The sequence below is a fragment of the Pseudarthrobacter sp. NKDBFgelt genome (genome assembly GCF_046097905.1).
Lineage (GTDB): Bacteria > Actinomycetota > Actinomycetes > Actinomycetales > Micrococcaceae > Arthrobacter > Arthrobacter polychromogenes.
This window is the reverse complement of the sequence record NZ_JBJURL010000002.1, coordinates 74,987-99,858: the sequence shown is the minus strand read 5'-3', so window position 1 is coordinate 99,858 and position 24,872 is coordinate 74,987. Positions and strand designations below refer to the sequence as shown.

The window sequence follows — 24,872 nt, the reverse complement described above, 5'->3', positions numbered from 1 at the left end:
CACAGCAGCCCGCAATGGTTATTTTGTCTCCATGCCGGGCGTGCGGAGGGCTAGTCCACGAACTCTGACTGGGTTTCGATAAAGTCCCAGTCCGCCGGGGTCAGGACGGCCGCCGGATTGTCCGGATGCGGGCCGCCCGCTTCCGCAATCCCCTGGAGTACCGGAAGGGGCAGCTCATCGGCCCGGAGGTTTTCCCGCAGCCATTCCTTGCTTGCCAGGTCCAGGTCCAGCCACCACATGTAGATTTCCATGACTTCATGCACCTTTCGTATGTTCCAACGTTAGGCCCGGGCGGATGCGCGGACAAGACGCACCTGTGGCAGGCAGGTACCCGGTGCGGGGAGTCCGCTGATGATGCGGGTACCCGCAAGTAACCGCATGGACGGGCCGCCGGAAAAGACGAGTACCCCCTACTCAGGACTGCCTCCGGCTGCCACCCCTAGCCTGAAAACTCAAGCAAGCTGACCGTGTTGCTGGGGCATTCGGCGCAAGTGCTGGCCTCCTCATCATGGTCCGTTCATCAGAGTCTGGGGAGAAAACAATGAAACGTACCTTTGTGACTGTGGGGGTTGTCGGGCTGGGGCTGCTCAGCGTGACGGCACCGGCCATGGCAGCGCCTGAAAGAGTCATCGTCTGCCACAACGACGGAGGCAGTTGGGCGCCTCTGGAATTCAACATCAACGGCCTGAACGGCCACGACCAGCATCCGTTGGACATCATTCCGCCCACCTCCGAGTCGCCCGGAAAGAACTGGACCGACGCCGGAAAGCTTCTCTACGTCGAGAAATGCGCTGCGTTGCCGCCGGGCGAAACACTGCCGGAGGTGCCGGACGAGGAGCCGGCTGAGGAGGAACCGGTGGTGGAGACGCCGGTTGTGGAAACGCCTGTCGTGGAAACGCCTGTCGTGGAAACGCCGGTTGTGGAAACGCCTGTCGTTCAGGCGCCCGCCGGGGAGACACCCGCGCTGACACCTCCTGCCGAACAGTCCGCGGTGGTTCCTCCGGCAGCAGCGCCCGGTGTGGCCCCGCAGGCAGCCGCGCCGGCTGCCCCTGCTCAGAGGGCAGCCGTTCAGCAGCCAACCGCTGTTACGGGGGCCACCAGCCTCGGTACCAACCAGGGGTACAACGCCCAGACCGCCGTCGGTGGTTCTGCCAGCACCCCGTCATGGCTGGCCGGGCTGGGAGCGTTGGCGGCAGCAGGAGCGGCAGTGGCTCTCCGCCGCCGGTCCCGCCCGTTCACCCCGGCCGGCTGATACAGCAGCGGGCAGCATCACCGCAGGCCCTGGCTCGTGGCTTGGTGAGCACGGACTGGGCTGCGGCCCTTGACAGGGAAGGCGTCCCGCCAGTGCCCGGCGGGGCGCCTTCCCCCCTTTCGTCTAATCCCTTCGTCAAATATCGAGGAGCACCATGGCCAAGGTCCACAGCCGGCACGCAGCGGGCGCGAAGCGCGCACCGCGGCGCTGGAACCGTGGGGACCTGGCCATTCTCATGTGCGGCGTCCTGGCGTTCCTGTCCATCACCTTCGGCGCACCGCTCCTGACGCACACGGCCCCCAATGTCAGCGCGCAGGGTTCGCTGGTGGTTGTCCAGCCAACCGCCGCTGGCATCCCGACCATAGACCCGGCGCCTATCGCGGTAACGGGTACAACGGAAGGAACCGCCGCGCCTTTCGACTCCTCCGCCAGTCCCGCCCCGGCCCCCCTGCTGCCCGACGCCGCAGAGCCCCGCCGCATCCGCTACCCAGCCGCCGGCTTCGACGTCCCCGTCCACCGCCTGGACCTGGACAGCGACGCCCAGGCAAACCAGACCGTTGTGCCGCCCGAAACCAAGGACGGCTACTGGCTGGCGCCCTTCGGCACCCCCGGCCACGGCTCAGCCAACACCACCTACGTCATCGGCCACAGCTGGGACGGCGCGGAGGCACCTTTTAACCACCTGAGTTCAGCGGCAACGGTGGGTGACCGGTTCGAGGTGGACACCGCAACCGGCACTATCCCCTACCAGGTGGACACCGTCACCACGTACCTCAAGGCCACCCTTAAGGACAGCCCCATTTGGGAGATCGTGCCCAACCGCCTGGTCCTGATCAGCTGCTACACGGAGGACCCATGGGGGAAAAACGTGGTTGTCACGGCCTCGCCCGCCGTTCCCTGACGGCCCGAAAGGCACACGCTCTCCACCCGCCCTATCCAAGAGCATTCAAGGAGGCTGAAAATAAGCTATGAGCCCGGAACAGATGAGCAGTAACCCTCCCCTGGTGGTGGGCATCGCACCCGGACAGCACGCGGAAGTCCTGCAGACCGCCGTCTCACTCGCCGCGCGCCTGGGGACGCGGTTGCTCTGCGCCTATGTGGATGAGGCCAGCTTCCTGGTGGACTGGGACCCTGCGCGGCCCGCCCACCGGCTTTCCCTGCACCCCGACACGGACGACGCCAACATCGGAGCCGTGGCACTGGAGCTTAAGTCGGCCATAGAAGAGGCAGTGGCCGGCGTCCCGCCCGGTACCGCAGCGGCGGAATGGACCCTGCAGACCCTCGCCGGGGATCCTGCCCGCGCACTCGCCCGGCTCGCAGCCGAAAACGACGCGCCGATGATCATCGTGGGAACCTCTGAGCGCGGCTTCTCCCATCGCCTGGCGGAAGCCCTCAGCGGGTCCGTGGGTGCCTGGCTCACGCACCATCAGAGCAGGCCTGTCCTCATAGTTCCCTACCGGATGCCTGCCCATGACGACCGGCCGTGAAACTAAAGCGAAAGTAGTTATTCGGGGTGCTGGCGGACCGGACTACCAGCCAGTATGCTGAATCAAGCAAGACGGGTTCCAGCATGATGGAAGAAGGTTGGAATCCGGATATTGCCCAAAAGCTGCTCCGGAGTGCGTATCCCCCAATAACGCACTCCGGAGCTTTTTTGTGCCCCGGCTTCGGAGCCGCCCAGGGCAGCGCATACCCCCTGGGGGTACTTGTAGATATACCCCAAGGGGGTATATGGTGTGATCATGAGCGGAATTGAAGAAGCAGTCAGCGGGCACGCTACGGACCTGCAGCCGCCGCACGGCTATACGGGCAACAAAGAGGCTTACCTCCGCCGGCTGAAGCGCATCGAGGGCCAGGTCCGCGGGATCGCGCGCATGGTGGATGAGGACAAGTACTGCATCGACATCCTCACGCAGGTCGCGGCCGTCACCAAGGCCCTTCACGCCGTCAGCCTTGGCCTGGTGGAAGAGCACATCGGCCACTGCGTGGTGGGGGCCGCCTCCGAACCGGACCCGGCAGCCCGTGCCGACGCTATCGACGCCAAGGTCAAGGAAGCCGCCGACGCCATCGGCCGGCTGCTCCGCTGACGAAAAACCTACCCAACCAGCGCCGGTTACCGCCGGCAAACCTGAAGGAGCAGCCATGAGCACCACCTCCCCCACCACCACACGGGTCAGCGTCTCGGGAATGACCTGCGGCCACTGCGTTTCGGCGGTCAGCGAAGAACTCGAAGCGCTGGCCGGCGTCGAAGAGGTAACTGTGGAACTGAACGCCGGAGGCATCTCCACAGTGACCATCACCTCCAGCTCGGAGCTGGCCCCTTCAGAGATCGGGGAAGCGGTCGCCGAGGCCGGCTACCTCGTCGTCGCCAACGAAGCCTAAGAACGCCACTGAAGCAGGGAACCCCATGAGCAACCAGGAACTCCTCCACCAGCCCGCCACCCGGGTGGTGGAACTCGACATCGAGGGCATGACCTGCGCCTCCTGCGTCAACCGGGTGGAAAAGAAACTTGGCAAGCTCGACGGCGTGCAGGCCTCGGTCAACCTGCCCCTGGAATCAGCCCACGTCACGGTGCCGGCAGGCATCACTGACGAGCAGATCACGGCAACAGTGGAGGCCGCGGGGTACAAGGCAACCATCCGCCAGCCACTCAAACAGGGCCAAAGCCCGGCCAGCGAAACCGGGGACCTCCCCGCAGCGAAGCTCCGCCCCCGCCTGATCCTTGCAGCGGTTCTGACCGTCCCTGTCTTCGTCATCTCGATGGTGCCGGGAGCCCAGTTCCCCCACTGGGGCTGGGTGGCAGCCCTCCTGGCCCTGCCGGTGGTGACCTGGGCAGCCTGGCCATTCCACCGGGCCGCGGCCATTAACGCCCGCCACCTTGCATCCACCATGGACACGTTGGTGTCCATCGGCGTGACGGCGGCGTACCTGTTCTCCGCCTGGCAGCTGCTCGCAGATCCCCGCATGACTGAACACCCGGGAATGGAAGGCATGGAGACCGGCGGCCTCTACTTTGAGGTGGCAGCCGTCGTCACCACGTTCCTGCTCCTGGGGCGTTTCCTCGAGGCCAATGCCAAGCAAAAGGCCGGCGACGCGCTCCAGGCACTCCTGAACCTGGGGGCCAAGGATGCCACCGTCCTCCGTGACGGCAAGGAACAGCGCATCAGGGCCGACCTCCTGCAGGTGGACGACGTCCTGGTGGTCCGCCCCGGTGAAAAAATTGCCACCGACGGCCTGGTGACGGACGGAGACTCGGCCGTGGACGCCTCACTGGTGACCGGCGAATCGGTGCCCGTGGAGGTAGGCCCGGGAAGCCGGGTCACGGGCGCCACCATCAACACCTCGGGCCGCCTGCTGGTGCGTGCAACCCGCGTTGGCTCCGAGACAACCCTTGCCCAAATGGCACGGCTCGTTTCGCAGGCGCAGACCGGCAAGGCACCCATTGCCCGCCTCGCAGACCGCATCAGCTCCGTCTTCGTCCCCGTGGTGCTGGCCATTGCCACGCTCACGTTCGTCCTGTGGCTTCTCTTTACGGGACCGGATGTGACCAGCGACGACCTGCGCTCGGCGTTCACCGCCGCCGTCGCCGTCCTGGTAATTGCCTGCCCGTGCGCTCTGGGCCTCGCCACCCCGGTTGGCCTGCTGACGGGAACGGGGCGCGGCGCCCAACTGGGCATCCTCATCAAAGGGCCGCAGGTTCTGGAGGACACCCGCACCGTAGACACTATTTTGCTGGACAAGACCGGGACCGTGACCACCGGCGTCCTTGCCGTGGATGCGACGCTTGCCTTTGAGGGCTTCAGCGAGGCGGAGGTGCTGCGCCTGGCGGGCGCCGTGGAGGCAGCGTCGGAGCACCCGGTGGCCAGGGCCATCGCTGCCGCGGCCCGTGCGGATACCGGGGGGCTGCGCCCAGCGGACGACGACGGCGCCCTCCCTGCCGTGGAAGGCTTCCGTTCCGCGCCCGGCGGCGGCGTTACCGGAACCGTCGAGGGCAGGGTGGTCCTGGCAGGCCGGACAGGCTGGCTGGAGCAGAACAACATCACCATCCCGCAGGAGCAGCAGGTTTCACTGGCAGCTGCGGAAGCCTCCGGCGCCACCGCCATCTGGGTTGCCGTGGATGGTCTTGTTGCCGGCATCATCAGCCTTCGGGACACCCTCAAGGAAGGCTCCCCCGCCGCCATCGCACACCTGAAGCGGCTGGGCCTGCGCCCCATCCTGCTCACCGGCGACAACGCGGCCGTTGCCGCCCAGGTGGCGGCCGCCGTCGGCATAGACAAGGAAGACGTCTACGCTGGGGTCCTGCCCGAAGGGAAAGTGGAGGCGGTGCGCAGGCTCCAGGCCGGCGGCGCCACCGTGGCCATGGCCGGAGACGGCGTGAATGACGCTGCCGCACTGGCCCAGGCTGACCTGGGTATTGCGATGGGTTCCGGCACGGACGTGGCCATCGAAGCCGCGGACCTGACGGTGATGGGCAACAACCTTGCCCAGGTGGCGCAGGCCATCGAACTCTCCCGCAGGACCCTGGCCACCATCAAAACCAACCTCTTCTGGGCATTCTTCTACAACGCCGTGGGCATCCCGGTGGCTGCCCTGGGCCTGCTCAACCCGATGATCGCCGGGGCCGCCATGGCCGCCAGCTCCGTCCTGGTGGTGGCCAACTCCCTGCGCCTGCGGAGCTTCGGCAAGCAGCCGCCGGCCAGCTAGGGCACGCCACGTAGCTTCTGGGCTCAGGCGGCGCCGTACCGTACGGCTGCCCGCGCCCTGGCCTTGGCTGCCTCGGCCTCCCGGTCCTTTGGCGGCGCTTGCGAGACCAGGGCGTCCAGGAGGTGCTGGGTGATGTGGGCGATCTCGTGGACGGCCGCATCAAAGGCTTCCTGGTTGGCCTTGGACGGCTTGGTGCTGCCGCTGATCTTGCGCACGTACTGCAGTGCGGCGGCGTGCACTTCCTCCGACGTGGCGTGCGGTTCGAAGTTGTGGAGGGTTCGGATATTCCGGCACATACAGCCATGCTAGGCTCTGGAACGCCTGGGATCGACCCCCCTCGGAACGGTTTGCGCAAGCACCGGCCATGGGGAGCCCGGCATGGGCAGGGCTGCCCATCGACGCTGCCTCAGGGGGCGGGGTAGGTTTTAGGCAATGGATCTTCCGGATGAGCCGGGGGGCCGAGGGGGATGCCGACCTGGTTCGGATCCACGATTCTATGAGGAGAAACTGATGGCTATTTGGGGTGCAGACGTTCAGCAGCTTCGTCAGCTGGGCAGCAAGCTTCAGGCAGGTGCAACCGAGATCGACAACCAGAAGTCCAATCTCAACAGCCTTCTGCAGAGCACCAACTGGAAGGGACCGGACGCGGACAAGTTCCGCGACGAATGGTCCGGTACCCACACCACCATGCTGACCAAGGTGGCCGACGCGCTCCGGGAAGCCGGCACCAAGGCCAAGCGCAACGCCGAACAGCAGGAGCAGGCCTCCAACTAGTCCCTGCGCACTGCGCAAGGCCCGTCAAGCGGGCCCGGACACCCCACGGGTGTCCGGGCCCCGCTGCGCTTAAGAGCCGGTCCGCCCTGGTGCCGCACAGGCTAAGGGACGGGTTCGACGTCGTTCGCGTGTTCCAGCGGCGACGCCGCCCTGGGCGGTTCCTGGCCGCGCGGCTCCTCCCCGCCCGCTGTGCGGCCGGCGGCCGGCCGCCGCAGCTCATCGAGCCGGACCAATACCACGCCGCCCACGATCAGGACGCCGCCGAGGAGCTGGATGGCCCCCGGCAGTTCACCGAGCAGCAGCCAAGCCCACACGACGGCGAAGAGGACCTCGGTCAGCGACACGAAGGACGCCACCTTGGAGCCCAGCGCCCGTGCGGCCATGATGCCGGAGACGTAGGCCAGCACGGTTGCCAGGACCACCAGCCCCGCCAGCGGCACCCACCAGGGTGTGATCCAGGGTCCCAGCCTGGTGTCGGCCGTGCTGAATGCCATGGGCAGCAGGCCGGTGGCAGCCGCAAGCCACATCACGGCGGCACCGACAAACAGCCCGCCCGAGGCCAGCACGATGGGCGGCAGTGTGTCATTCTCCTTCGCGGTGATGAAGAAGTAGATGGCAAGGCATACTGCGGCGGCCATTCCCCAGAGGACGCCAACAACATCGATCCTGACGGCGCCGGTCAGGTCAAGGACCAGGACCAGGCCGGCGAAGGACAGCAGCGTCCCGCCGAAGGTCAGCAGGCGCGGCCGCTTCCGGCTGGCGGCCCACAGCCAGAGCACAATGATCACCGGGGCGAGGTATTCGAGCAGAAGAGCCACGCCTACCGACAGCCTTGCGACTGCGTTGAAGTAGAAGAGCTGGCAGGCTGCGACGCCGATCAGCCCGAACAGCCCAATGGTCACCCAGTTGTCCCGCAGTTGATGCCAGCGGCCCCGGAGCGCAGGGATGGCGGGCACGGCGAGGATCAGGGCTGCCCCGGTGAGCCGGGCCGTGACGGCCGCCCCCGGCGTCCACCCCGCTTCCAGGAGCGCCTTGGCGAAGGACCCGGAAAGGCCGAAGACCGCGGAGGAGAACAGTGCAATGCCCAGGCCGGAGGCGAGAAAGCCACGCCTGGCTGCGGGCAGACGGCCGGGCGCGCGGCGTGCAGCGGACATTGGTCGGCTCCTGTCAGGAGTAAAATGGGGTTATGGTCATGACAGTACGGGACGGCGCTGTAAGGAGTCAAGATGGTTTTTGCCCCTGACACTGAGGTGGCACTGCGGACCGTGGTGAACCTGGTCAATTCAGCTGCGAACGGGAGCGAGGGCCTTGGCACCCAAGCGGACCTGGACCGCTTCCTGGCGGCCGAGGGCTTCAGCGGGTCCCGCACCCGGGACGGGGATGAGCTGGAAAGCGTCCGCCGCCTGCGCCACGAGCTTTCCCAGTTGTGGAGGGCGGATGAGGACGCCGCGGTGGAGACGGTAAACCGGCTCCTGCGGGAAGCTCGCGCCCTGCCCCAACTGGTCAAGCACGACGACTGGGACTGGCACTTGCACGCCACAACGCCGGAGGCTCCGCTGGTGTACAGGATGAGCACGGAGGCCGCGATGGCCCTGGCAGATGTCATCCGCGGCAAGGAAATGGACCGGATGCGGACGTGCGAGGCGGAGGATTGTGATGCCGCCGTCCTGGACCTCAGCCGGAACAGGTCAAAGCGCTACTGCGATACGGGCAACTGCGCCAACCGCGCGCACGTCGCCGCCTACCGGGCGCGGCAGGCGGCCACCGGTTAGTGGCTGCCCCGGGTGTCCGTGCCGTCAGCCGGCGGGTCCTGCGGGCCTGGGGCTGCGCCGTAGCCGTGGGACGGCTTCCGGGCTGAACTGAGGTTCACGCCGGAGCCCTTGCCCAGGTGCTCTGCGTTCTCCTTGTGGCTCATGGAGAGCATTGCCGCCACCACCAGCGTGACGATGAACGCGATGCCGGCCGCGGTGAAGGCCAGGTCAAAGCGGGGGGCACGGGCGCTGCCGCCGGAAGCGAAGATGACAACGGCAAGGAAAGCGATCACGGCCCAGAACGCGGAGAACATCAGCGGGCCCCTCACCGAGGTCCGCAGCTTGCGCGGTTTTCCTGGATGCTGGTCTGCCACGGTGGTTCCTCCCTGCAGGCGGCACGCCGGCCGGCCTGGTTTAAGTGTTGCGGTGGTTGCCCGGCAATTTTTCTACAAGAAGTAGAACCGCGCCTTCCTAGTTTACGGCTTACCGGCGGCGCTGCGGGCATCGTGCCGGAGAGTCAGGCCCGACAGGACCCACAGGACACCCGAAATAATCGCTCCTCCGCCGGCCACACCCAGCAGCGCGTGGGCGCCCAGCCCGATAAAGAACGGCAGGAGGGCTGCGGTGACAAGGCCAACGATCCCGGAGGTGATCCAGTCGCGGGCCAGGACATGCCGGCCACGGAGCTTCAGCCCGCAGGCCAGTTCAAGCGCTCCCGCCAGGCCCAGGCCCACGGCAGCAACCACGCCGAACAGCAGGTCCCCGTGCATCAGCACCAGTGAGAATCCCGCGCCGGCCATCACCGCACCCGCGGCCGCGAGCATCTTGCCCGGCGCGGCTCCCTGGGGCAGCCCGGTGGCCGGAACAGTCCGGAGCAGCAGCACGCCGGTGGCCAGAAGGTACAGTCCTCCGGCCCACCCCATGACCTCGACGGAGGGCGCCGCCCAGAAGATGGTGAGGGCACCGAACACCAGGGCTGCCGACGAGCGGAGCAGGACCGGCTGCCAAAGGCCGGGCCCGGCGTCGGTTCCGGAAGTGGTGCCTGCGGGTGTCCTTGATTGCGTCACCGGTCCAGTTTAGTGGCGGCGCGCCGCCGGCCGAACTTCGCGCGTCCCGGCCGGCGCTCATGCGGACCCGAGCACCATCCAGCGGTCCGACCTGGCGCGCAGGCCGAGCGTCACGGCACGGGCCGCCATGTACCCGAGGGCAAAGGCGGCCCAGAGCCAGGCCAGGCCCGCGCCGCCCGAGGCTCCCAGCAGTGCAACGGCCACAAGCATCGGCACGTAGGCGGCGAGATTCATCACACCGGCCAGGGCTAGGTACCTGGCGTCCCCGGCGCCGATCAGCACCCCGTCCAGGACGAAGACGTATCCGGCGAGGGGCTGGCCCACGGCGAGGACCCACAGGGCAAGGGCCAGCGCCGACCTCACCTCGGGATCGGAAGTGAAGAGGGCACCGGCCCACGGAGCCGCCACCGCCAGGAGCAGTCCCGTCACTGCGCCAAAGCCAAGCCCCCAGCGGACCATGGTTCCGGTGAGGAGCCGTGCCTTGCCGGCATTCGAGGCTCCCAGCTCCTTGCCGATCAGCGCCTGGGCGGCAATGGCCAGCGCATCCAGGGCGAAGGCGAGGAAGGAAAATATGGTCATTGCCAGCTGGTGGGCGGCAAGGTTGACAGCGCCCTGCGAGGTCACCACAACCACCGTTGCCAGGATGGCGATCCTGAGGCTCAGGGTGCGCAGCATCAGCCAGGATCCCACGCGCGCCATGCTGCGGATGCCCCGCCAGCTGGGCAGCAGGCCCACACCGTTCCGCACGGCGTTCCGCCTGACGATGGCCAGGTAGACGCCGGCCATGGCCCATTGCGCCACGCTGGTGCCCACCGCCGAGCCGGCTACGGACCATCCCAGCCCGTATACAAGCCACAGGTTCAGCACAATGTTCAGGGCGAATCCGGCAGTGGCCACCACCAGCGGTGTCCGGGTGTCCTGCAGTCCGCGGAGGAGGCCCGTGCCGGCAAAGATGAGCAGCATGGCCACCAGCCCCGGCATGGACCAGCGCAGGTAATCGACGGCGAAGACGCGCACCTCGCCGTCCGCCCCCAGGAGTCCGACCAGCGGATCCGCCGCCAGGAAGCCGGCCACGGCGAGGACGACGCCGAGCAGCAGTGCCAGCCACACGCCGTCGCGCCCGGCCGCCAGGGCTTTCCCCAGCTGGCCGTCGCCGATGGCACGCGCCACGGCGGGAGTGGTGGAGTAGGCCAGGAAAACCATCAGGCCCACAGCGGTATGCAGCACCGCCGATGCCAGTCCAACCCCGGCCAGCTGCGCCACTCCGAGGTGGCCGATGATGGCGGAATCGGCAAGCAGGAACAGCGGTTCGGCCACAAGCGCACCGAATGCCGGGACGGCCAAGCGAAGGATTTCGCGGGCCTGCCCCTTGCGCGGCGCAGCGGTGGCAGGGGCAGGCAGGTAAGGCACGCTGCCAGCCTAATCGGCCGGCCGCAGGCAGGCAGACTTGCATGACAAGGGGACACATTATGACGCCAATAGTTGACTCTTCAACCATTTACCGTGGACACTGGATTCATGAATCAGTCACGACTCACCACTACCGCCATCACTGCCCTCCGGATTGTCCTGGGCTTCCTTTTTGCAGCCCACGGGTGGCAGAAGTTCAATGAATGGACCATCGCGGGAACGCAGGCCTCGTTCGCCAAGATGGGCGTTCCGGCTGCGGAAATTGCCGCACCGGCCGTTGCCGTGCTGGAACTTGTAGGCGGCATTGCCCTGATCCTGGGCATTCTCACCCGCGTAGTGGCAGCCCTGCTGGCCCTGAACATGCTGGGCGCCCTCTTCCTGGTGCACGCCCCGGCCGGCGTTTTTGCCGCCAACGGCGGGTACGAGCTGGTGCTGCTCCTCGCGGCTGGAGCTTTTGCCCTGGCCCTGACCGGCGCCGGCCGCGCCTCGGTGGACCGCGCCCTCTTCGGCCGGAGCGACTCAAAGCTTGCCGTCCTGGCCTGACCCACCACCTCCGGCTCGAGTCCGGAAACGCGCGACGGCGGATGGGCACCTTGGTGCGCATCCGCCGTCGGCCGTTAACCCGGCAGGACCGCCGCCGGGCCGCCACCTCCCGATCCCCCCGGCCGGAATCGCCGGAACGGTGCGAACTCGCCGTTCGGAAGCGGCGAGCCGGGCGGCTTTCGGCGATTCCGCCGCCGCTGGGCCTCTGAACAGCCCGCCTACACCTAACAATCCCGAACATCAAACACCACAAAGTCACGGGAAAGATGGGAAAACGCTTGCCATGACGGCGTCCGGACTGATAAACCAAGATTGCCGCAGTGAGAGCTGCAGCACCCTTCCCAGGTCTCAGCCATTCCCCGAGTCATCACCCCGGAACCTTTCGCGCTCTACGTCCGACTGACGCGCCGGTGTGTCTTTGAATCGTTCCAAACCTCCTGGGTCCGCCTTGCCACCGCTCATCGAAGGAGATGTTCGTGAATCGACCCCCTCAACTGACCACGCTTCCACAGGAAGGGCCTCCGCCCCGCCGCAGGCTGCCGGCCGGCGCAAAAGCCGTGACGGCGGCCGTTGCCTCTGCCGCCATCGCCTTCACAGGGCTCCCGGCCGTTCAGGCCGACACCGCCCTCCCCGCAGTGGGAAGTGGCTTCAAGTTCGACTTCGGTCCCGGAGCGGCAGCCGACGGCTACACGCCGGTAGGCGCCGCCAGCCAGTACTCCACCGCCGCGCGGTTCGGCTTCACGGACACGGCCGCCACCTCCGGAGTGGACCGGGGCACCGGAGACCCGCTGCGGTCCGACTTTGTCCAGGCCCAGGGCAGCACGTTCCAGGTGGACCTGCCCAATGGCGACTACACCGTCAAACTCATTGCCGGCGACGCCGCCGAAGCCACGAACATTGCCATCACCGCCGAAAAGATGGCCAAGGTCCAGCTCACCGACAAGCCGGCGGGCCAGTACCTGGAGATGGAGTTCCCCATCTCCCTCGTGGACGGCCAGCTCAACCTCGACTTCACGGGCACAGCGGCCAAAATCAACTCCCTGGTGGTTGCGGCGCGGGCGCCGCGCACGGCCACCACGGACCCGGGCGTCTACCTCGCCGGCGACTCCACGGTGCAGACCTACGACCCCGGCTTCGCCCCGCAGGCAGGCTGGGGCCAGATGATCGACCGGTACTTCGAGGACGGCGTCTCCTTCAAGAACCACGCGATCGGCGGGCGCAGTTCCAAGAACTTCATCACCCAGGGACGCCTGGATGAGATCCTGCGGGTCATCAACCCGGGCGATTACCTGATGGTGCAGTTCGGCCACAATGACGCCACCATCGGCGTGGACGACCGCTACGCCTCCCCCGCCGATTACAAAGAATACCTCCGCACGTACGTCAACGGCGCCCGCCAGCGCGGCGCAACCCCTGTCCTGGTGACCCCCGTGGGACGCCGGGACTACGACGAAGCCACCGGCAAGTTCCGCGTCAGCTTCCCCGAGTACGTGGCCAAGATGCAGGAACTCGCGGCCGAGGAGAACGTGGCCCTGGTGGACCTGTCCGCCTCGAGCCGCGCCTACTACGACGAAATCGGCCCGGAGGACACTAAGTCCGTCTTCCTTCACGTCGATGCCGGCGTGTACCCCAACCGCCCCACCGGGACAGTGGACAACACCCACTTCCAGGAGTACGGCGCCATCCAGATTGCCCGGCTGGTGGCGGGAGGCGTAAAGCAGCTCGACGTTCCGCTGGCCTCCCGCGTCAAGGAAATCGCACCGCCGTCGTCCGTTCCCGCCAAGCCGCAGGGACTGGTGGCCGGAAGCGTGTCCAACGCCGGCGCGCTCCTCAAATGGCAGCCCGTTGAAGGCGCGGACATCTACAAGGTGTACCGCAAGCTGGCCTCCGAGCCAGACAGCGCCTACAAGCTGACCACCACAGCAACGGTTCCCACTGCCAACCTGGGCGGACTGGCTGAGGGCACCGCGTATGACGTCCGCGTCGCCGCCATGAACGGCAAGGGGCTTTCGGAACCCAGCGATACGCTCACCGTGACCACCAAGCAGGCAAAGTACAAGTTCGACTTTGGGCCCGTGGGAGCTCCGGTCGAGGCGGGCTACAGCGAAGTCAACCGGACCATGGGCTACGCCGCCGGGCGTGGCTTTGGGTTCAAGGACATCTCGGTGCTCAGCGACCGGGACCGGGGAGCGGTGACCAGCAACCTGCTGCGGGACTTCGTCCTCAGCGGCTCCAGCTTCGAATTCCAGCTGGACGTCCCCAACGGCACCTACGCACTGAAGACCTACCACAGCGACTGGATCGGCTCCACAAGGACCGACGTTGCGGCCGAGGGCACCCCCTACGGCCAGGTCTCGTCCGGCCGTGCATCGTCGGCAACCAAGATCATCAACCAGGTCCTGGTCTCCGACGGGCAGCTCAACCTCACCATCAGCGGCTCCGGCCAGCGGCTCAACGGCCTGGAGGTCACCCCGCTGCTCGTGGGACCCACCAACCTGCACACCACTGCTGTGAATGCCGCTTCGGAGCCGCCCACCGTGGACCTCGCCTGGGACGCCGTGGCTGACGCCGCCAGCTACAAGGTGTTCCGCCAGGCGTCCTTCGAAGCCGAACCGCAGCTGATCGCCGAGAACGTGGCCACTGCGTCATTCCAGGACACCACCGCCTTCGCGGGACTGACGTACAAGTACTTCGTCAGTGCCCTGGACAACACCGGCCTCGAGTCCGTTCCGTCCAACACGGTGGAGACCGCCCTGGTTGACCCCGCCACTCCGGTGCCCGCTGCCACGGGCAAGGTGGACGTGAAGGCAGTGGAGAAGACGAGCGTCATGCTCAAGTGGCAGAAGGTGTCCGGCGCTGCCGCATACCTCGTCTACCGGTCCACCTCACCCGACGGCCCCTTCGGCTACGTGGGCCGCGCCACCGAAGTGAACTACACCGACTACTCGGTCCTGACCACCATCAAGTACTACTACCGGGTCACCACGGTGAACAAGGGCGGCGAATCCGCGCCCTCACCCGTGGTGGGAACCGAAAAGGTCACCGTAGTGAACCGGCAGATGGAAAACCTGGACCGGGCACCGGTGGCCCTGCTGACCGGCGAAGGCGTGCGGGTGGGCTGGCGCATGCTCGGCCTGGACCCTGAACAGATCGGCTTCCATGTCATCCGCGACGGCGTCCAGCTCACCGAGGAGCCGATCCGCAGCAGCACCACGTTCCTGGACCCCTCCGGGACCTCATCGTCCCGGTACGCCGTCAAGACCGTGGGCAACGGCGGGGAACAGCTCACCGCCGAGTTCACGCCGCTGGCGCAGAACTACCTGGCCGTAAAGCTGGACAAGCCTGCGGATGACTACACGAAGGACGGACAGCCTTACAGCTACTCCGCCGGCGACTCCAGCGTGGCTGACCTGGACGGCGACGGAACGTACGAGATCCTCCAGATGTGGTCGCCCTCCAACTCCAAGGACAACTCACAGGCGGGCTACACCGGACTGGTGTACGTGGACGCCTACCGCATGGACGGCACCAGGCTCTGGCGGATCAACATGGGTCCGAACATCCGCGCCGGCGCCCACTACACGCAGTTGCTCGCCTACGACTTCGACGGCGACGGCAGGGCCGAAGTTGCCATGAAGACGGCGGACGGCACGCGCGACGCTGCCGGAACGGTGATTGGAAACGCTGGGGCAGACCACCGCAACAGCAGCGGCTACGTGCTGACGGGCCCGGAGTTCCTCACTGTCTTCCACGGGGCAACCGGCACCATCATGGACACGGTGGCCTACGACCCTCCCCGTGGTGACGTGGCAGCATGGGGCGACGGCTACGGCAACCGCGTTGACCGCTTCCTCGGCGCGGTGGCCTACCTGGACGGGGAACGCCCGTCCATGATGTTCAGCCGCGGCTATTACACCCGCACCGTGCTTGCCACCTACGACCTCGTGGGCGGCAAGATCAGCAAGCGCTGGATCTTCGACTCGGACGCCGCAGGCGCCCAGTACCGCAGCCAGGGCAACCACAACCTGTCCGTAGCGGATGTGGACGCCGACGGAAAGGACGAGTTCGTCTTCGGCTCCCTGACCATCGACGACAACGGCAAGCCGCTGTACAACACTGGCCTGGGCCACGGTGATGCCATCCACACCAGCGACCTCGACCCGTCCCGTCCGGGCCTGGAAACGTTCGCGGCCCACGAGGACATGGGGGCCAGCGGCAACAGGGGAGCCACATTCCGTGATGCGCGCACCGGGGAGATCCTCTGGAGCATCCCGGCCGCCAAGGACACCGGACGCGCTGCCGCCGGTGACATCGACCCGCGCCACGCGGGGGCGGAGGGCTGGGCCATCGGCGGCGACGCTGCCTGGAACTCCCCGGTGGGCGAGCTGCGCTCCGCAAGGGGCGAGCTGATCGCCAACAGCATCCCGGCAGCCAACTTCCTGGCCTGGTGGGACGGCGACCTGCTGCGGGAGATCGTTGACCATGACTGGAACGCGGCAACCACCACCGGCACGCCCAGCATCGCCAAGTGGAACTGGGAAACGGAATCCAGCGACCGGCTGCTCACGGCCACCGGTGCGAAGTCCAACAACGGCACCAAGGGAACCCCGGCCATCCAGGCCGACCTCCTCGGTGACTGGCGCGAGGAAATTGCGTGGCCGTCGTCGGACAGCACGGAGCTGCGCATCTACACCACCACCGCCGGTACCGACGTCCGGCTCCGGACGCTGATGCACGATCCCGTATACCGGCTCTCGGTTGCACGCGAGAACGTCTCGTACAACCAGCCGCCACACCCCAGCTTCTACGTGGGTGTTGGGATGGAACTGCCGGCCCAGCCGGACATCGTGTACACCCGCGCAGGCTGACCCGTCGGATCTGCCCGCTGCCCCGTCCGCCAGCCCGGCGGGCGGGGCAGCGCCATGTCCGGCCCCGTTTTGGAGGCAACCCGCCGGTAACACCGGGCGTCAGTATGATCACAGCATGACCGAGACGCCTGCCTCCAACTCAGTGACACTCCGCTTTTTGGCCGCTCCCATGGATGTGGGCCACAGCGGCTCCGTAGACGCCGGAACCGTCCTGGAGTGGGTGGACAAGGCCGCGTATGCCGCTGCGGTGGGGTGGGCGAAGTCTTACTGCGTCACCGCCTACGTGGGAAACATTCACTTCGCCGATCCCGTCAACAGCGGCGACATGGTGGAGGTCGAGGCCACCATCGTCTACACCGGACGGTCCTCGATGCACATCCGGACCGTGGTTTCCTCCGGGGATCCCAAGGGTGGTCCGGCCACGATGCGAAGCCAGTGCATGGTGATTTTCGTAGCTGTGGGCGAGGATGGAAAACCGATCCCGGTCCAGCAGTTCGAACCCGTCCCCGCCGAAGAGATTGAACAGCGGGACCACGCGCTGGCACGGATCAAAGTACGCGAACAGATTGTCGAAGCCATGAACCGGCAGGAATATACGGACGCGGGTACGGCCGAACGGGTTACCCTGCGGTTCATGGCCGCACCCACCGACGTGAACTGGGGCGGCAAGGTCCATGGCGGAATCGTCATGAAGTGGATCGACGAGGCCGCCTACGTGTGCGCCTCCCGGTACTGCGGCATGGACACCGTGGCTGTCTTCTCCGGCGGGGTCCGGTTCTACCGTCCCCTGTTGATTGGCCACGTGGTGGAGGTGGAGGCGCGGCTGGTGTACACCGGCACCAAAGGCATGCACATTGCCGTACATGTCCGCTCAGGCGACCCCAAGAGCCGCGAGATGAACCTCACCACCTATTGCCTGACAGTGATGGTGGCGCGCGACGCGGACGGCAACTCCGTCCCCGTACCCTCGTGGGTGCCGGTCAGCGAAGAGGACAAGAGACTGCACGCCCATGCCCGCGAACTGCTGGAAATCAGGGGCACAGCCCCGGGAAACCGGCTGCCCAACCACCTGCTGGCCCAGGGCTAAGCCCGGGGCACCCACGGCGGCGCTCCTAGAAGCCGCCGCCGCCGGCGTCGGCTGCCATGTTGGCGAACCGTGAGTAATGGCCCTGGAAGGCGACCACGATGTCCTTGGTGGGGCCGTTACGGTGCTTGGCCACCAGGATGTCAGCCTCCCCTGCGCGGGGGGACTCCTTGTCGTAGACGTCCTCACGGTGAAGCAGGATCACCATGTCGGCGTCCTGCTCGATGGAGCCCGATTCGCGGAGGTCGGAGACCATGGGCCGCTTATCCTGGCGCTGCTCAGAGCCACGGTTGAGCTGGGACAGTGCGATCACGGGGACCTGGAGCTCCTTGGCCAGGAGCTTCAGCGCACGTGAAAACTCGGAGACCTCCTGCTGGCGGGACTCAACCTTTTTACCGGAGCTCATGAGCTGCAGGTAGTCGAGGATCACGAGTTTGAGATCGTGCTGCTGCTTCAGGCGCCGGCACTTTGCCCGGATCTCCATCAGCGACATGTTGGGGCTGTCATCGATAAAGAGCGGGGCATCATTCATCCGGCCCATGGTGGTGGCGATCTTGGACCATTGCTCGTCCTTGATGGTGCCCTTGCGGAGGTCCTGCAGCCCGATGGTGGCCTCGGCGGACAGGAGGCGCATGGCGATTTCGTTCCGGCCCATTTCGAGCGAGAACATCACTGTGGCCAGGTTGTTCTTAATGGCTGCCGAGCGGGCGAAGTCCAGCGCGAAGGTGGACTTACCCACAGCCGGGCGGGCTGCGATCACAATCATCTGGCCGGGGTGCAGGCCGTGGGTGAGCTCATCCAGTTCGTAGAACCCCGTGGGCACACCGGTCATGCCCTCACCGCGGTGGCCGGAGGCTTCGATCTCATCCACCGTGGACTCCATGACGTCCTTCAGGACGACGTAGTCCTCTGCAGTGCGGCGCTCTGCCACCGCGTACACCTCGGCCTGGGCCTGGTTCACCAGGTCCTCCACCTCGCCGTCGGAGCCGTAGCCCAACTGGACGATCTTGGTGCCCGCGTTCACGAGGCGCCGGAGCACGGCCCGTTCAGCAACGATCTCTGCGTAGTAGCCGGCGTTGGCGGCGGTGGGAACGGTCTGGATAAGCTCGTGCAGGTAGGCAGGGCCGCCGATCCTGTTGATCTCTGCACGCTTGGTGAGTTCATCGGAGACAGTCACGGCGTCGGCGGGCTCACCGCGGCCATAGAGGTCGATAATGGCTTCGTAAATGGTTTCGTGCGCCGGGCGGTAGAAGTCCTGGCCGCGGAGGATTTCCACAACATCGGCGATGGCATCCTTGGACAGCATCATGCCGCCCAGCACGGACTGCTCGGCAGGGATGTCCTGCGGCGGCTTGCGGCTGGCTTCAGATCCACGGGTTGTCTCTACCGGATCCAGATGCGCGATTGACAAAGCTGCCGTCCTCCATGTGAGCCGGGGCCTTGGTGGCACCGGTGGTTAACCGTCCTGCTAGGGCGTTGCCCGAAAGCCGGGCTCCGCTACCTGTCCAGGTGTACCAGCGGGGTGTGACAATCGCTGGGGATCCAGCCCTGCAGCCGGGAATTTTGAGAGTTATCCCCATATCCACAGGTTTTCCACAATGGGCCTCTTCTTAAGGCTCCGGATGCCCTTCGGCTGCCCTTCCCGGCATCCGTCCGGAACCACAGGAGCCCTGAAAAACAGGTACCCCGCTACGCTAGTCCCCTGCGCCCCAGCGGCAAAGTCAACGGGAACCAGGCCCTGTGGAAAACCTGTGTACTAAGGGGCATAGCTTGTGCACAGCCTGTGGGAAAGGCTGTGGAAAGCAAAAAACTTTACGCGCCTTAAACGTGCTGACCAGCGGAAACGCCGGCGCCGGCATGTGGAGTAAAAATTTCTTCCGGATAATTTCATCCACAGCCCATGGCAGCACCAGTGGAGGAAAACCGTCCCGCCCGTGGCAGTGATGCAGTTCATGCTGCCGCCGCGTCGGACCGTTGGTACCCGGGTCCCGGGGTCAACGCCCCAGCGGACCGTTGAGTATGCGCATAGATGAATGTTGCTGTGGATAAACCGGATCTGGCATAAGCTCTATACATGGGCGAACTAGTGCTGGTACTGCTGCCGGCGATTGTGTTGGTGGCGCTCATCTGGGGTCTGGCCACGGCCCTCAGTCCGCGGGATACGGGCTTGTCCGATGCCGAGAAATACCAGCGTGACCTGGCGGAACGTTCAGCGCAGCACTACGCGGCCCAGGTCCAGGCTGCCACGGCGGCCCGCGCACGCCTGGAGTCCACCACGAGGCCAAGCCAAAACACCCAGGCGATGCATTCAGACCTGGCCCCAGCCAGGAAGTACACAGAACGGCGCTAGAAAATGGAATCGCTTGTGGTCCCTGTCCTCATCCTCCTGGCCGTGGCTGCCGGAGTCACGTTGGCGGCCCGCGCCATCAGCAGGCGGAAGGCCTCCGCGGGCGCCGAGCCGCAGGCGCCCGCAGCCACCTCCGCCGACCTCGCCCGCACGGCGGCTGCCAAACTTTCCGAGGACGAACACCGGCGGCTCTATGCCCTGATCGCACAGGGCCAGGCAATGGCAGCCATCAAGCTGTACTACGAAGCCACAGGCGACGGACTGCGCGCATCACGCGATGCCGTAGGAGCGCTGGCGGCACACCCGCAGCCTTACCGGGGCCCGGAGGTGGCCACCCCGGAACCGGACGATGAGGATGATGAGCCCCAAAGGTTCCCCTACCGCTACCGGGCGATCGCCAGCAAGGGCGACGTGACCCGCGAGGTCAGCAGCAACATGCTCAACGACGAGATCTATGGCCGGATACGCACCCTGGCCCGCAACGGCGACACGGAGGCTGCTGCCTCGGCGCTCACGCGGCACTCGGATATCTCCATGAAACAGGCCCGGGAGTTCATCGAACTGCTGGACGACTAGCCTGGCCAGGCGCCTCGCCGCCCTTGGGGCGGCCGGATCATCCCTGTCATGTTGGACTACCTGAGCGGTCCTGTACTACCTCAGCGCCAGGACGAGCTTGGGTGCGGCCGCGCTGCCTGCCTCCTTGGAGTTCAAGTCCAGGCCGTCGCTGCTGCCGGTGTCCAGGCCCAGCGAAAGCTCTTGGCCGAGCTCACCGGCCAGGCCGGCTACCGTGAGCGGAACGCTGTAGTTCGTGTTGGCCGTCGTCGGGCCGAAGGTCGCAATGCTGCTTCCAAGCGCGGGGCGGTTGGTGTACGTGATTCCGCCCTCTGTCCAGGTGTCGACCCCCACCAGTTTGACGTTCTGCGTACCCTTGGACCCGCTCCCGGCGCTGCGCAGCTGGAGTGTCGCACTCTCCAGGGTGCGGCCAGCGTACGCCGACAGGTCGAACTTCAGGTACGTGACCTCCACTGGGCTCTTGTCCACTCCCAGCAGGGTACTTGACCCGTAGTTCGTGCCGGCCGACGTGCCCGCCACGTAACTGTCCGCCGTGGCGGTGAGGGTGACGGTTTCCGGTGTGCCGCCGCCCGCAGAGGCCGTGGTGAACGTCCACGTCTTATCCGACGCCAATGCGTTCCCGGCAGCATCCTTCACCCCGGCGGAACCGCCCTCGATCGTGGCCGTGAACCTGGTGCCGGCCGCCAGGTCCGCGTCAGGGCTCAACGTCGCAACGTTGCCAGCGCCGTTGAGGGTCACCGAGGCCGTGACCGCCCCCGTCCCGGACTCCAAAGTAAACGTGCCCGACCCAACGGTGGACGCATCCATCGCCTCAGAGAACGTGGCAGTCACGTCCGCCGTCACCGCCACGCCGGTAGCGCCCTCAGCCGGGGACGTGCCCGACACCACCGGAGCCGTCGTATCACCACCGCTACCGCCACCGCCGCTGGGATCGTAAAAGTGCCAGTACCGGCTGGTGGCGTTCACATCCGCAAGCAGCAGCAAACCGCTGCCGGCCGTGCCCCGCGCCGCACTGTTGAGGTTCTGCTTCGTCGACGTCACGTTGTGGACATACTGGTCGGCGTCGACGATCCGGGCAGTCTTAGCACTGCTGAAGCTGATGTTGTCCAGCGGCGTGGACTTCTCATAGATCGCACCGCCCGAGCTGGTGCAGGTACCGGCGTTCGTTGTGCCGCTCGGCTTCGGATAGGTGGCGAAGGTCCGCAGCCTTTGGGTGCTCTCGTCGATCAGGACGATCACCCGGTTCGGGCACTCCGACACAGTCGCGATCGTGTTCGCCGACCATGTGGTTCCGTTCAACGCCAACAGCTGGATCAGCGGCTGGGCCGCCGAGGTGAACGACGTCTTGATCGCGGCGAAAACCCGGCCACCCGAGGAGTCAAGCCACTTCAGGTTCATATGGTCATCACCGCTGCGCTGCCCCGAGACAGCGGCCACAGGCGTAGTCCAGTCGGTATTCGAGGCACCGTCGACGTGGTAGCTCCAGTACATGCCGTCGGAAGAATCGTCGACCTGCCGGCTCCACATCACACCTATCTTGCCTGGCCCGAACGCGATAACCGCTGACGAGTCGTCAACAGACACGTTGCTCAAAGACGCAGGATGCGGGAACGGTGTCCCCCACGTCCTGCCATCCGTGCCCGTGACATTCAGGTAGATGCGGTTTCCCTGCTGCCAGGTGGCCCACACGCGGCCGGTCGAATCCTTGTCAATGGACAGGGTTTCAACGCGGTAGTTGTTGATGTTTGTAGCGCTCTGCAGCGAGTACGTCTTCGTACCAGGATCGTAGCTGAAACGCCGCATCGTCGACGGGAAGTTCGGCTCAGCCGGCAAACCGTCGTTGACGAACCGGTAACTCGCCACATGCAGCGTCGCGCCGTCCCAGAGGACGTCGTGATGCGTGTTCGAGCGGGTATCCGTCGCCACGCCAGTATCTACCCACGCGCTCGTGGCGGCATTGAACCGGAAGATATGGAAATCCGAACTGGCGGTGTCCCACAGGTTCCCCCACCAGAGACCGTCGTTGAACCACAACGCACTCGTCGCCCGCTTGGTACCCGTCGGCGTTCCCGTCCCCGAGTGCGACGGGCCCTCGACCCCGACGTCACCCTCAGCAGCCGACGCCCCAACCGGCACCACCACAACGCCCAGGGCAAGCACTAGAGCTGCCAGCAGTGCAGTGAGCCATGGGGTCCGCAGCCGGCGCGGACGGACACCGTCCAGGCAACCACCTCCCCGGCTTACAGCATGAATACGCCGACCTGTAGCATGTCCGCCCATGTGCGCTCCCCGGAGTTGAACGTCGGTCCCCACGCTCGTTCAGTGTCAACCGCAACGCCCTTAATTGCAACCCCTAATTCGAACGGGACACTACCTCATGTGTGGGGCGGCCGGTCGTCACCCGTTACTGGAAATGCCGGCCAGAAGCTGCTCGAAGGGGAGGGACTCCATTGGAGCCGGCTTCCGGTCCGGCTGGACCCCTTCAAGGAGCCGCGTGAATTCCCCTGCGGCCCGGTCGATGCGGTCCGAAAGTGAAGAGCCGCCGTCGTCCGTGGTGCCCCAGTCCTGGGGACCCGCAAAGACGCCCGTGGCTGCAATCCTGGTCCGCAGGTAGCTGAACAGCGGGCGCAGGGCGTAGTCCAGGACCATCTGGTGGCGATCGGTGCCACCGGTAGCGCCCAGCAGGACGGCCTTGCCGTCGAGTGACTTGGGGTCAAGGACGTCGATGAAGGATTTGAACAGGCCGCTGTAGGACGCACTGAACACCGGCGTCACCGCGATGATCCCGTCCGAGGCTTCCACGCCGGCTATCACCTCGGCCAGCCGGGGCGCGGCGTAGCCTGTGACGAAGTTGTTGGCGATGTCCACCGCCAGGTCGCGGAGTTCGACGACGTCCACCTGCACGCTGAGGCCGGCGCCGTTCAGGTGCCGCTCGGCTGCGGCTGACAACTGGTCGGCCAGCAGCCTGCTCGACGACGGTACGCCGAGTCCGGCGGAAAGGACTGTGATGCGGCGGGTCTCCATGGCATTCTCCTGTTGCTCTATCATTCCAGCATATATGCATATGCATCTACACGGTGAACGGTGGGAGCTTACGGAGTATTCCCGCTAGAGAAGCACTGATCCCCGGATGCAGGTGGTGGAGTGTCCGCCCACCCAAATGTCGCTGCCGTCGGCTTTGACGTGGACGCGGCCTGCGCGGCCCAGTGCCGTCCCCTGGGCAGCCACGTACTCCCGCGGAGCCCTGTTGCTGCCGATCAGCCATTGCGCTGCACCCGCATTAAAGCTGCCCGTGACGGGATCCTCCACCATGGCGTCGCCCGGGATGAACGTGCGAACCTCGAAGTCTGCGCAGCCATCCCCCGGCCCCGGCCCGATAATCCCGATCTTCAGGCTGCCCAGGGCCGCGACGTCAGGCTTCACAGCCCTGACCTGCTCCGCGGAACCCAGCAGCACACCGATCCATTCGGGACCATTCACCAGCCAGGACGCATCCACCACATCGGTTTCAGCCAGGCGGAGCCCCGCAGCTATCCGGCGCCGGATAGCCGCGTCCACTGGACCACAACGGGTCAAAGGGGGAGCTGCGAAGGCGAGCATCCCGCCGTCGCGCTTAACCTTAACCAGGCCCGCGCCGCATTCCTGGACAACGAAGCCGTCCGAATACGATGTTCCGCCGCGCTCAAGCCACGTGTGGGCAGACCCCAGCGTGGGGTGCCCGGCGAAGGGGAATTCCTCACTGCCGGTAAAGATGCGGACCCGGTAATCTGCACGCGGATCGGTTGGGGGCAGCAGGAACGTGGTCTCCGACAGGTTGGTCCAGCTGGCGAACTGCTGCATCCGCTCCGTCGTCAGACCCTCGGCATCAACGACGACGGCGAGCGGGTTTCCGCGGTAGGGCTCGCGGGAGAAGACATCGACCTGGTGGAACGGGCGGCTGCGGGCTGGAAGTTCGGTGCTGTTCACCGTACGAAGCTATCAAGCAAAAGACCCCCGCTGCCGGAATCCGGCAGCGGGGGTCTTTCCAGCAGTCAGGGACTACTTGCCAGCCACAACATCGAGTTCGATGACAGCGGCAACGTCTTCGTGCAGACGGACGTTGGCCTGGTAGGAACCTACCGACTTGATGTGCACGGGCAGTTCAACCTTGCGCTTGTCGATGCTGCCAAGGCCGGCGGCCTCGACGGCGTCAGCGACGTCGCCCTGCTTGACGGTGCCGAACAGGCGTCCGGTTTCGCCAGCCTTGACGACGAGCTTGACCGGCTTGGAGGACAGTGCAGCGGCCTGCTTCTGAGCATCTTCCAGGGAAGCGTGCTCGCGGGCAGCGCGGGCAGCCTTGATGGACTCAACCTGCTTCTCGCCACCCTTCGACCAGGTCAGGGCAAAGTTGCGGGGCAGCAGGTAGTTACGTGCGTAACCGTCCTTGACCTCGACAACGTCGCCAGCAGCACCGAGACCGGTTACTTCGTGGGTCAGAATGAGCTTTGCCATGTTAGTT

24 protein-coding genes are annotated in these 24,872 nt (G+C 66.0%); 13 read left to right on the top strand and 11 right to left on the bottom strand.

The window, feature by feature from the left end; all coding sequences use genetic code 11:
* Positions 1–50: 50 nt before the first annotated feature.
* The gene (locus ACKAE7_RS01165) at positions 51–251 is read right to left on the bottom strand and encodes a hypothetical protein (RefSeq protein WP_104187071.1); all 201 of its coding nucleotides are present in this window, start codon (positions 249–251) and stop codon (positions 51–53) included.
* Between the two features lie 290 nt (positions 252–541).
* On the opposite strand from ACKAE7_RS01165, the gene ACKAE7_RS01160 reads away from it, so the two are divergent.
* The 6 genes from ACKAE7_RS01160 to ACKAE7_RS01135 all read left to right on the top strand — a co-directional run bounded on the left by ACKAE7_RS01160 (position 542) and on the right by ACKAE7_RS01135 (position 5,957).
* A complete protein-coding gene (locus tag ACKAE7_RS01160) occupies positions 542–1,252 on the top strand; it encodes a hypothetical protein (protein WP_190613028.1) in 711 nt (236 codons plus the stop codon).
* A gap of 154 nt (positions 1,253–1,406) precedes the next feature.
* On the top strand, positions 1,407–2,153 hold the full coding sequence (locus ACKAE7_RS01155) for a class F sortase (RefSeq protein WP_408978303.1): 747 nt from the start codon (positions 1,407–1,409) through the stop codon (positions 2,151–2,153).
* Between the two features lie 67 nt (positions 2,154–2,220).
* Positions 2,221–2,739, top strand: a complete 519-nt coding sequence (locus ACKAE7_RS01150) for a universal stress protein (RefSeq protein ID WP_188810743.1) — start codon at positions 2,221–2,223, stop codon at positions 2,737–2,739.
* A gap of 255 nt (positions 2,740–2,994) precedes the next feature.
* Positions 2,995–3,339 carry a metal-sensitive transcriptional regulator gene (locus tag ACKAE7_RS01145; RefSeq protein WP_188728362.1) on the top strand — a complete coding sequence of 115 codons (345 nt, stop codon included), beginning with the start codon at positions 2,995–2,997 and terminating at the stop codon, positions 3,337–3,339.
* A 55-nt stretch (positions 3,340–3,394) separates the two neighbouring features.
* On the top strand, positions 3,395–3,634 hold the full coding sequence (locus ACKAE7_RS01140; protein ID WP_188810741.1) for a heavy-metal-associated domain-containing protein: 240 nt from the start codon (positions 3,395–3,397) through the stop codon (positions 3,632–3,634).
* A 25-nt stretch (positions 3,635–3,659) separates the two neighbouring features.
* Complete coding sequence (locus ACKAE7_RS01135) at positions 3,660–5,957, top strand: cation-translocating P-type ATPase (protein ID WP_188810739.1); 2,298 nt, start codon at positions 3,660–3,662, stop codon at positions 5,955–5,957.
* Between the two features lie 23 nt (positions 5,958–5,980).
* On the opposite strand, the gene ACKAE7_RS01130 is transcribed toward ACKAE7_RS01135, so the two are convergent.
* A complete protein-coding gene (locus ACKAE7_RS01130; protein ID WP_188810737.1) occupies positions 5,981–6,253 on the bottom strand; it encodes a DUF2277 domain-containing protein in 273 nt (90 codons plus the stop codon).
* 214 nt (positions 6,254–6,467) lie between these two features.
* Between ACKAE7_RS01130 and ACKAE7_RS01125 the strand changes: the two genes are divergently transcribed.
* Positions 6,468–6,731, top strand: a complete 264-nt coding sequence (locus tag ACKAE7_RS01125) for a WXG100 family type VII secretion target (RefSeq protein WP_104186801.1) — start codon at positions 6,468–6,470, stop codon at positions 6,729–6,731.
* Between the two features lie 101 nt (positions 6,732–6,832).
* Here ACKAE7_RS01125 and ACKAE7_RS01120 read toward each other — a convergent pair whose 3' ends face one another.
* The gene (locus tag ACKAE7_RS01120; protein ID WP_408978302.1) at positions 6,833–7,885 is read right to left on the bottom strand and encodes an EamA family transporter; all 1,053 of its coding nucleotides are present in this window, start codon (positions 7,883–7,885) and stop codon (positions 6,833–6,835) included.
* Between the two features lie 72 nt (positions 7,886–7,957).
* Between ACKAE7_RS01120 and ACKAE7_RS01115 the strand changes: the two genes are divergently transcribed.
* A complete protein-coding gene (locus ACKAE7_RS01115) occupies positions 7,958–8,503 on the top strand; it encodes an ABATE domain-containing protein (protein ID WP_188810733.1) in 546 nt (181 codons plus the stop codon).
* Here the strand turns inward: ACKAE7_RS01115 and ACKAE7_RS01110 are convergent.
* The 3 genes from ACKAE7_RS01110 to ACKAE7_RS01100 form a co-directional block, all read right to left on the bottom strand.
* The gene (locus ACKAE7_RS01110) at positions 8,500–8,856 is read right to left on the bottom strand and encodes a hypothetical protein (protein WP_188810731.1); all 357 of its coding nucleotides are present in this window, start codon (positions 8,854–8,856) and stop codon (positions 8,500–8,502) included. The two genes, ACKAE7_RS01115 and ACKAE7_RS01110, sit on opposite strands and share 4 nt — an antisense overlap.
* A gap of 102 nt (positions 8,857–8,958) precedes the next feature.
* The gene (locus ACKAE7_RS01105; protein ID WP_408978301.1) at positions 8,959–9,549 is read right to left on the bottom strand and encodes a hypothetical protein; all 591 of its coding nucleotides are present in this window, start codon (positions 9,547–9,549) and stop codon (positions 8,959–8,961) included.
* 57 nt (positions 9,550–9,606) lie between these two features.
* Positions 9,607–10,959 carry an MATE family efflux transporter gene (locus tag ACKAE7_RS01100; RefSeq protein ID WP_188810727.1) on the bottom strand — a complete coding sequence of 451 codons (1,353 nt, stop codon included), beginning with the start codon at positions 10,957–10,959 and terminating at the stop codon, positions 9,607–9,609.
* A gap of 108 nt (positions 10,960–11,067) precedes the next feature.
* Here ACKAE7_RS01100 and ACKAE7_RS01095 point away from each other — a divergent pair, with 108 nt between their 5' ends.
* The 3 genes from ACKAE7_RS01095 (at position 11,068) to ACKAE7_RS01085 (ending at position 17,457) form a co-directional block, all read left to right on the top strand.
* On the top strand, positions 11,068–11,502 hold the full coding sequence (locus ACKAE7_RS01095; RefSeq protein ID WP_408978300.1) for a DoxX family protein: 435 nt from the start codon (positions 11,068–11,070) through the stop codon (positions 11,500–11,502).
* 476 nt (positions 11,503–11,978) lie between these two features.
* Positions 11,979–16,370 (top strand): SGNH/GDSL hydrolase family protein, encoded by a 4,392-nt coding sequence (locus ACKAE7_RS01090; protein ID WP_408978299.1) that lies wholly within the window; start codon positions 11,979–11,981, stop codon positions 16,368–16,370.
* A 115-nt stretch (positions 16,371–16,485) separates the two neighbouring features.
* Entirely contained in the window at positions 16,486–17,457 is a 972-nt protein-coding gene (locus tag ACKAE7_RS01085) for an acyl-CoA thioesterase (RefSeq protein ID WP_408978298.1), read from the top strand.
* Positions 17,458–17,482: 25 nt separating this feature from the next.
* Here the strand turns inward: ACKAE7_RS01085 and dnaB are convergent, their stop codons facing one another.
* On the bottom strand, positions 17,483–18,865 hold the full coding sequence (gene dnaB / locus ACKAE7_RS01080) for a replicative DNA helicase (protein ID WP_066272593.1): 1,383 nt from the start codon (positions 18,863–18,865) through the stop codon (positions 17,483–17,485).
* 663 nt (positions 18,866–19,528) lie between these two features.
* On the opposite strand from dnaB, the gene ACKAE7_RS01075 reads away from it, so the two are divergent.
* Both ACKAE7_RS01075 and ACKAE7_RS01070 read left to right on the top strand, forming a co-directional pair.
* Complete coding sequence (locus ACKAE7_RS01075) at positions 19,529–19,804, top strand: hypothetical protein (RefSeq protein ID WP_104186784.1); 276 nt, start codon at positions 19,529–19,531, stop codon at positions 19,802–19,804.
* Positions 19,805–19,807: 3 nt separating this feature from the next.
* On the top strand, positions 19,808–20,377 hold the full coding sequence (locus tag ACKAE7_RS01070) for a hypothetical protein (protein ID WP_408978297.1): 570 nt from the start codon (positions 19,808–19,810) through the stop codon (positions 20,375–20,377).
* 75 nt (positions 20,378–20,452) lie between these two features.
* Here the strand turns inward: ACKAE7_RS01070 and ACKAE7_RS01065 are convergent, their stop codons facing one another.
* From ACKAE7_RS01065 to rplI, 4 genes are all read right to left on the bottom strand, one after another.
* Complete coding sequence (locus ACKAE7_RS01065; protein WP_408978296.1) at positions 20,453–22,534, bottom strand: Ig-like domain-containing protein; 2,082 nt, start codon at positions 22,532–22,534, stop codon at positions 20,453–20,455.
* 237 nt (positions 22,535–22,771) lie between these two features.
* Positions 22,772–23,398, bottom strand: a complete 627-nt coding sequence (locus ACKAE7_RS01060; protein WP_191035090.1) for an FMN reductase — start codon at positions 23,396–23,398, stop codon at positions 22,772–22,774.
* Between the two features lie 84 nt (positions 23,399–23,482).
* Positions 23,483–24,340, bottom strand: coding sequence for a PhzF family phenazine biosynthesis protein (locus ACKAE7_RS01055; protein ID WP_408978295.1), 858 nt, complete (start codon positions 24,338–24,340; stop codon positions 23,483–23,485).
* A 72-nt stretch (positions 24,341–24,412) separates the two neighbouring features.
* Positions 24,413–24,865 (bottom strand): 50S ribosomal protein L9, encoded by a 453-nt coding sequence (gene rplI, locus ACKAE7_RS01050; RefSeq protein WP_104186774.1) that lies wholly within the window; start codon positions 24,863–24,865, stop codon positions 24,413–24,415.
* Positions 24,866–24,872: the final 7 nt, after the last annotated feature.

Coding starts and splice junctions, on each gene's coding strand:
- rplI (WP_104186774.1), bottom strand. CDS start 24,865: ATGGCAAAGCTCATTCTGACCCACGAAGTAACCGGTCTCGGTGCTGCT.
- ACKAE7_RS01085 (WP_408978298.1), top strand. CDS start 16,486: ATGACCGAGACGCCTGCCTCCAACTCAGTGACACTCCGCTTTTTGGCC.
- ACKAE7_RS01060 (WP_191035090.1), bottom strand. CDS start 23,398: ATGGAGACCCGCCGCATCACAGTCCTTTCCGCCGGACTCGGCGTACCG.
- ACKAE7_RS01125 (WP_104186801.1), top strand. CDS start 6,468: ATGGCTATTTGGGGTGCAGACGTTCAGCAGCTTCGTCAGCTGGGCAGC.
- ACKAE7_RS01155 (WP_408978303.1), top strand. CDS start 1,407: ATGGCCAAGGTCCACAGCCGGCACGCAGCGGGCGCGAAGCGCGCACCG.
- ACKAE7_RS01075 (WP_104186784.1), top strand. CDS start 19,529: ATGGGCGAACTAGTGCTGGTACTGCTGCCGGCGATTGTGTTGGTGGCG.
- ACKAE7_RS01120 (WP_408978302.1), bottom strand. CDS start 7,885: ATGTCCGCTGCACGCCGCGCGCCCGGCCGTCTGCCCGCAGCCAGGCGT.
- ACKAE7_RS01160 (WP_190613028.1), top strand. CDS start 542: ATGAAACGTACCTTTGTGACTGTGGGGGTTGTCGGGCTGGGGCTGCTC.
- ACKAE7_RS01070 (WP_408978297.1), top strand. CDS start 19,808: ATGGAATCGCTTGTGGTCCCTGTCCTCATCCTCCTGGCCGTGGCTGCC.
- ACKAE7_RS01145 (WP_188728362.1), top strand. CDS start 2,995: ATGAGCGGAATTGAAGAAGCAGTCAGCGGGCACGCTACGGACCTGCAG.
- ACKAE7_RS01165 (WP_104187071.1), bottom strand. CDS start 251: ATGGAAATCTACATGTGGTGGCTGGACCTGGACCTGGCAAGCAAGGAA.
- ACKAE7_RS01150 (WP_188810743.1), top strand. CDS start 2,221: ATGAGCCCGGAACAGATGAGCAGTAACCCTCCCCTGGTGGTGGGCATC.
- ACKAE7_RS01115 (WP_188810733.1), top strand. CDS start 7,958: ATGGTTTTTGCCCCTGACACTGAGGTGGCACTGCGGACCGTGGTGAAC.
- ACKAE7_RS01140 (WP_188810741.1), top strand. CDS start 3,395: ATGAGCACCACCTCCCCCACCACCACACGGGTCAGCGTCTCGGGAATG.
- ACKAE7_RS01135 (WP_188810739.1), top strand. CDS start 3,660: ATGAGCAACCAGGAACTCCTCCACCAGCCCGCCACCCGGGTGGTGGAA.
- ACKAE7_RS01130 (WP_188810737.1), bottom strand. CDS start 6,253: ATGTGCCGGAATATCCGAACCCTCCACAACTTCGAACCGCACGCCACG.
- ACKAE7_RS01095 (WP_408978300.1), top strand. CDS start 11,068: ATGAATCAGTCACGACTCACCACTACCGCCATCACTGCCCTCCGGATT.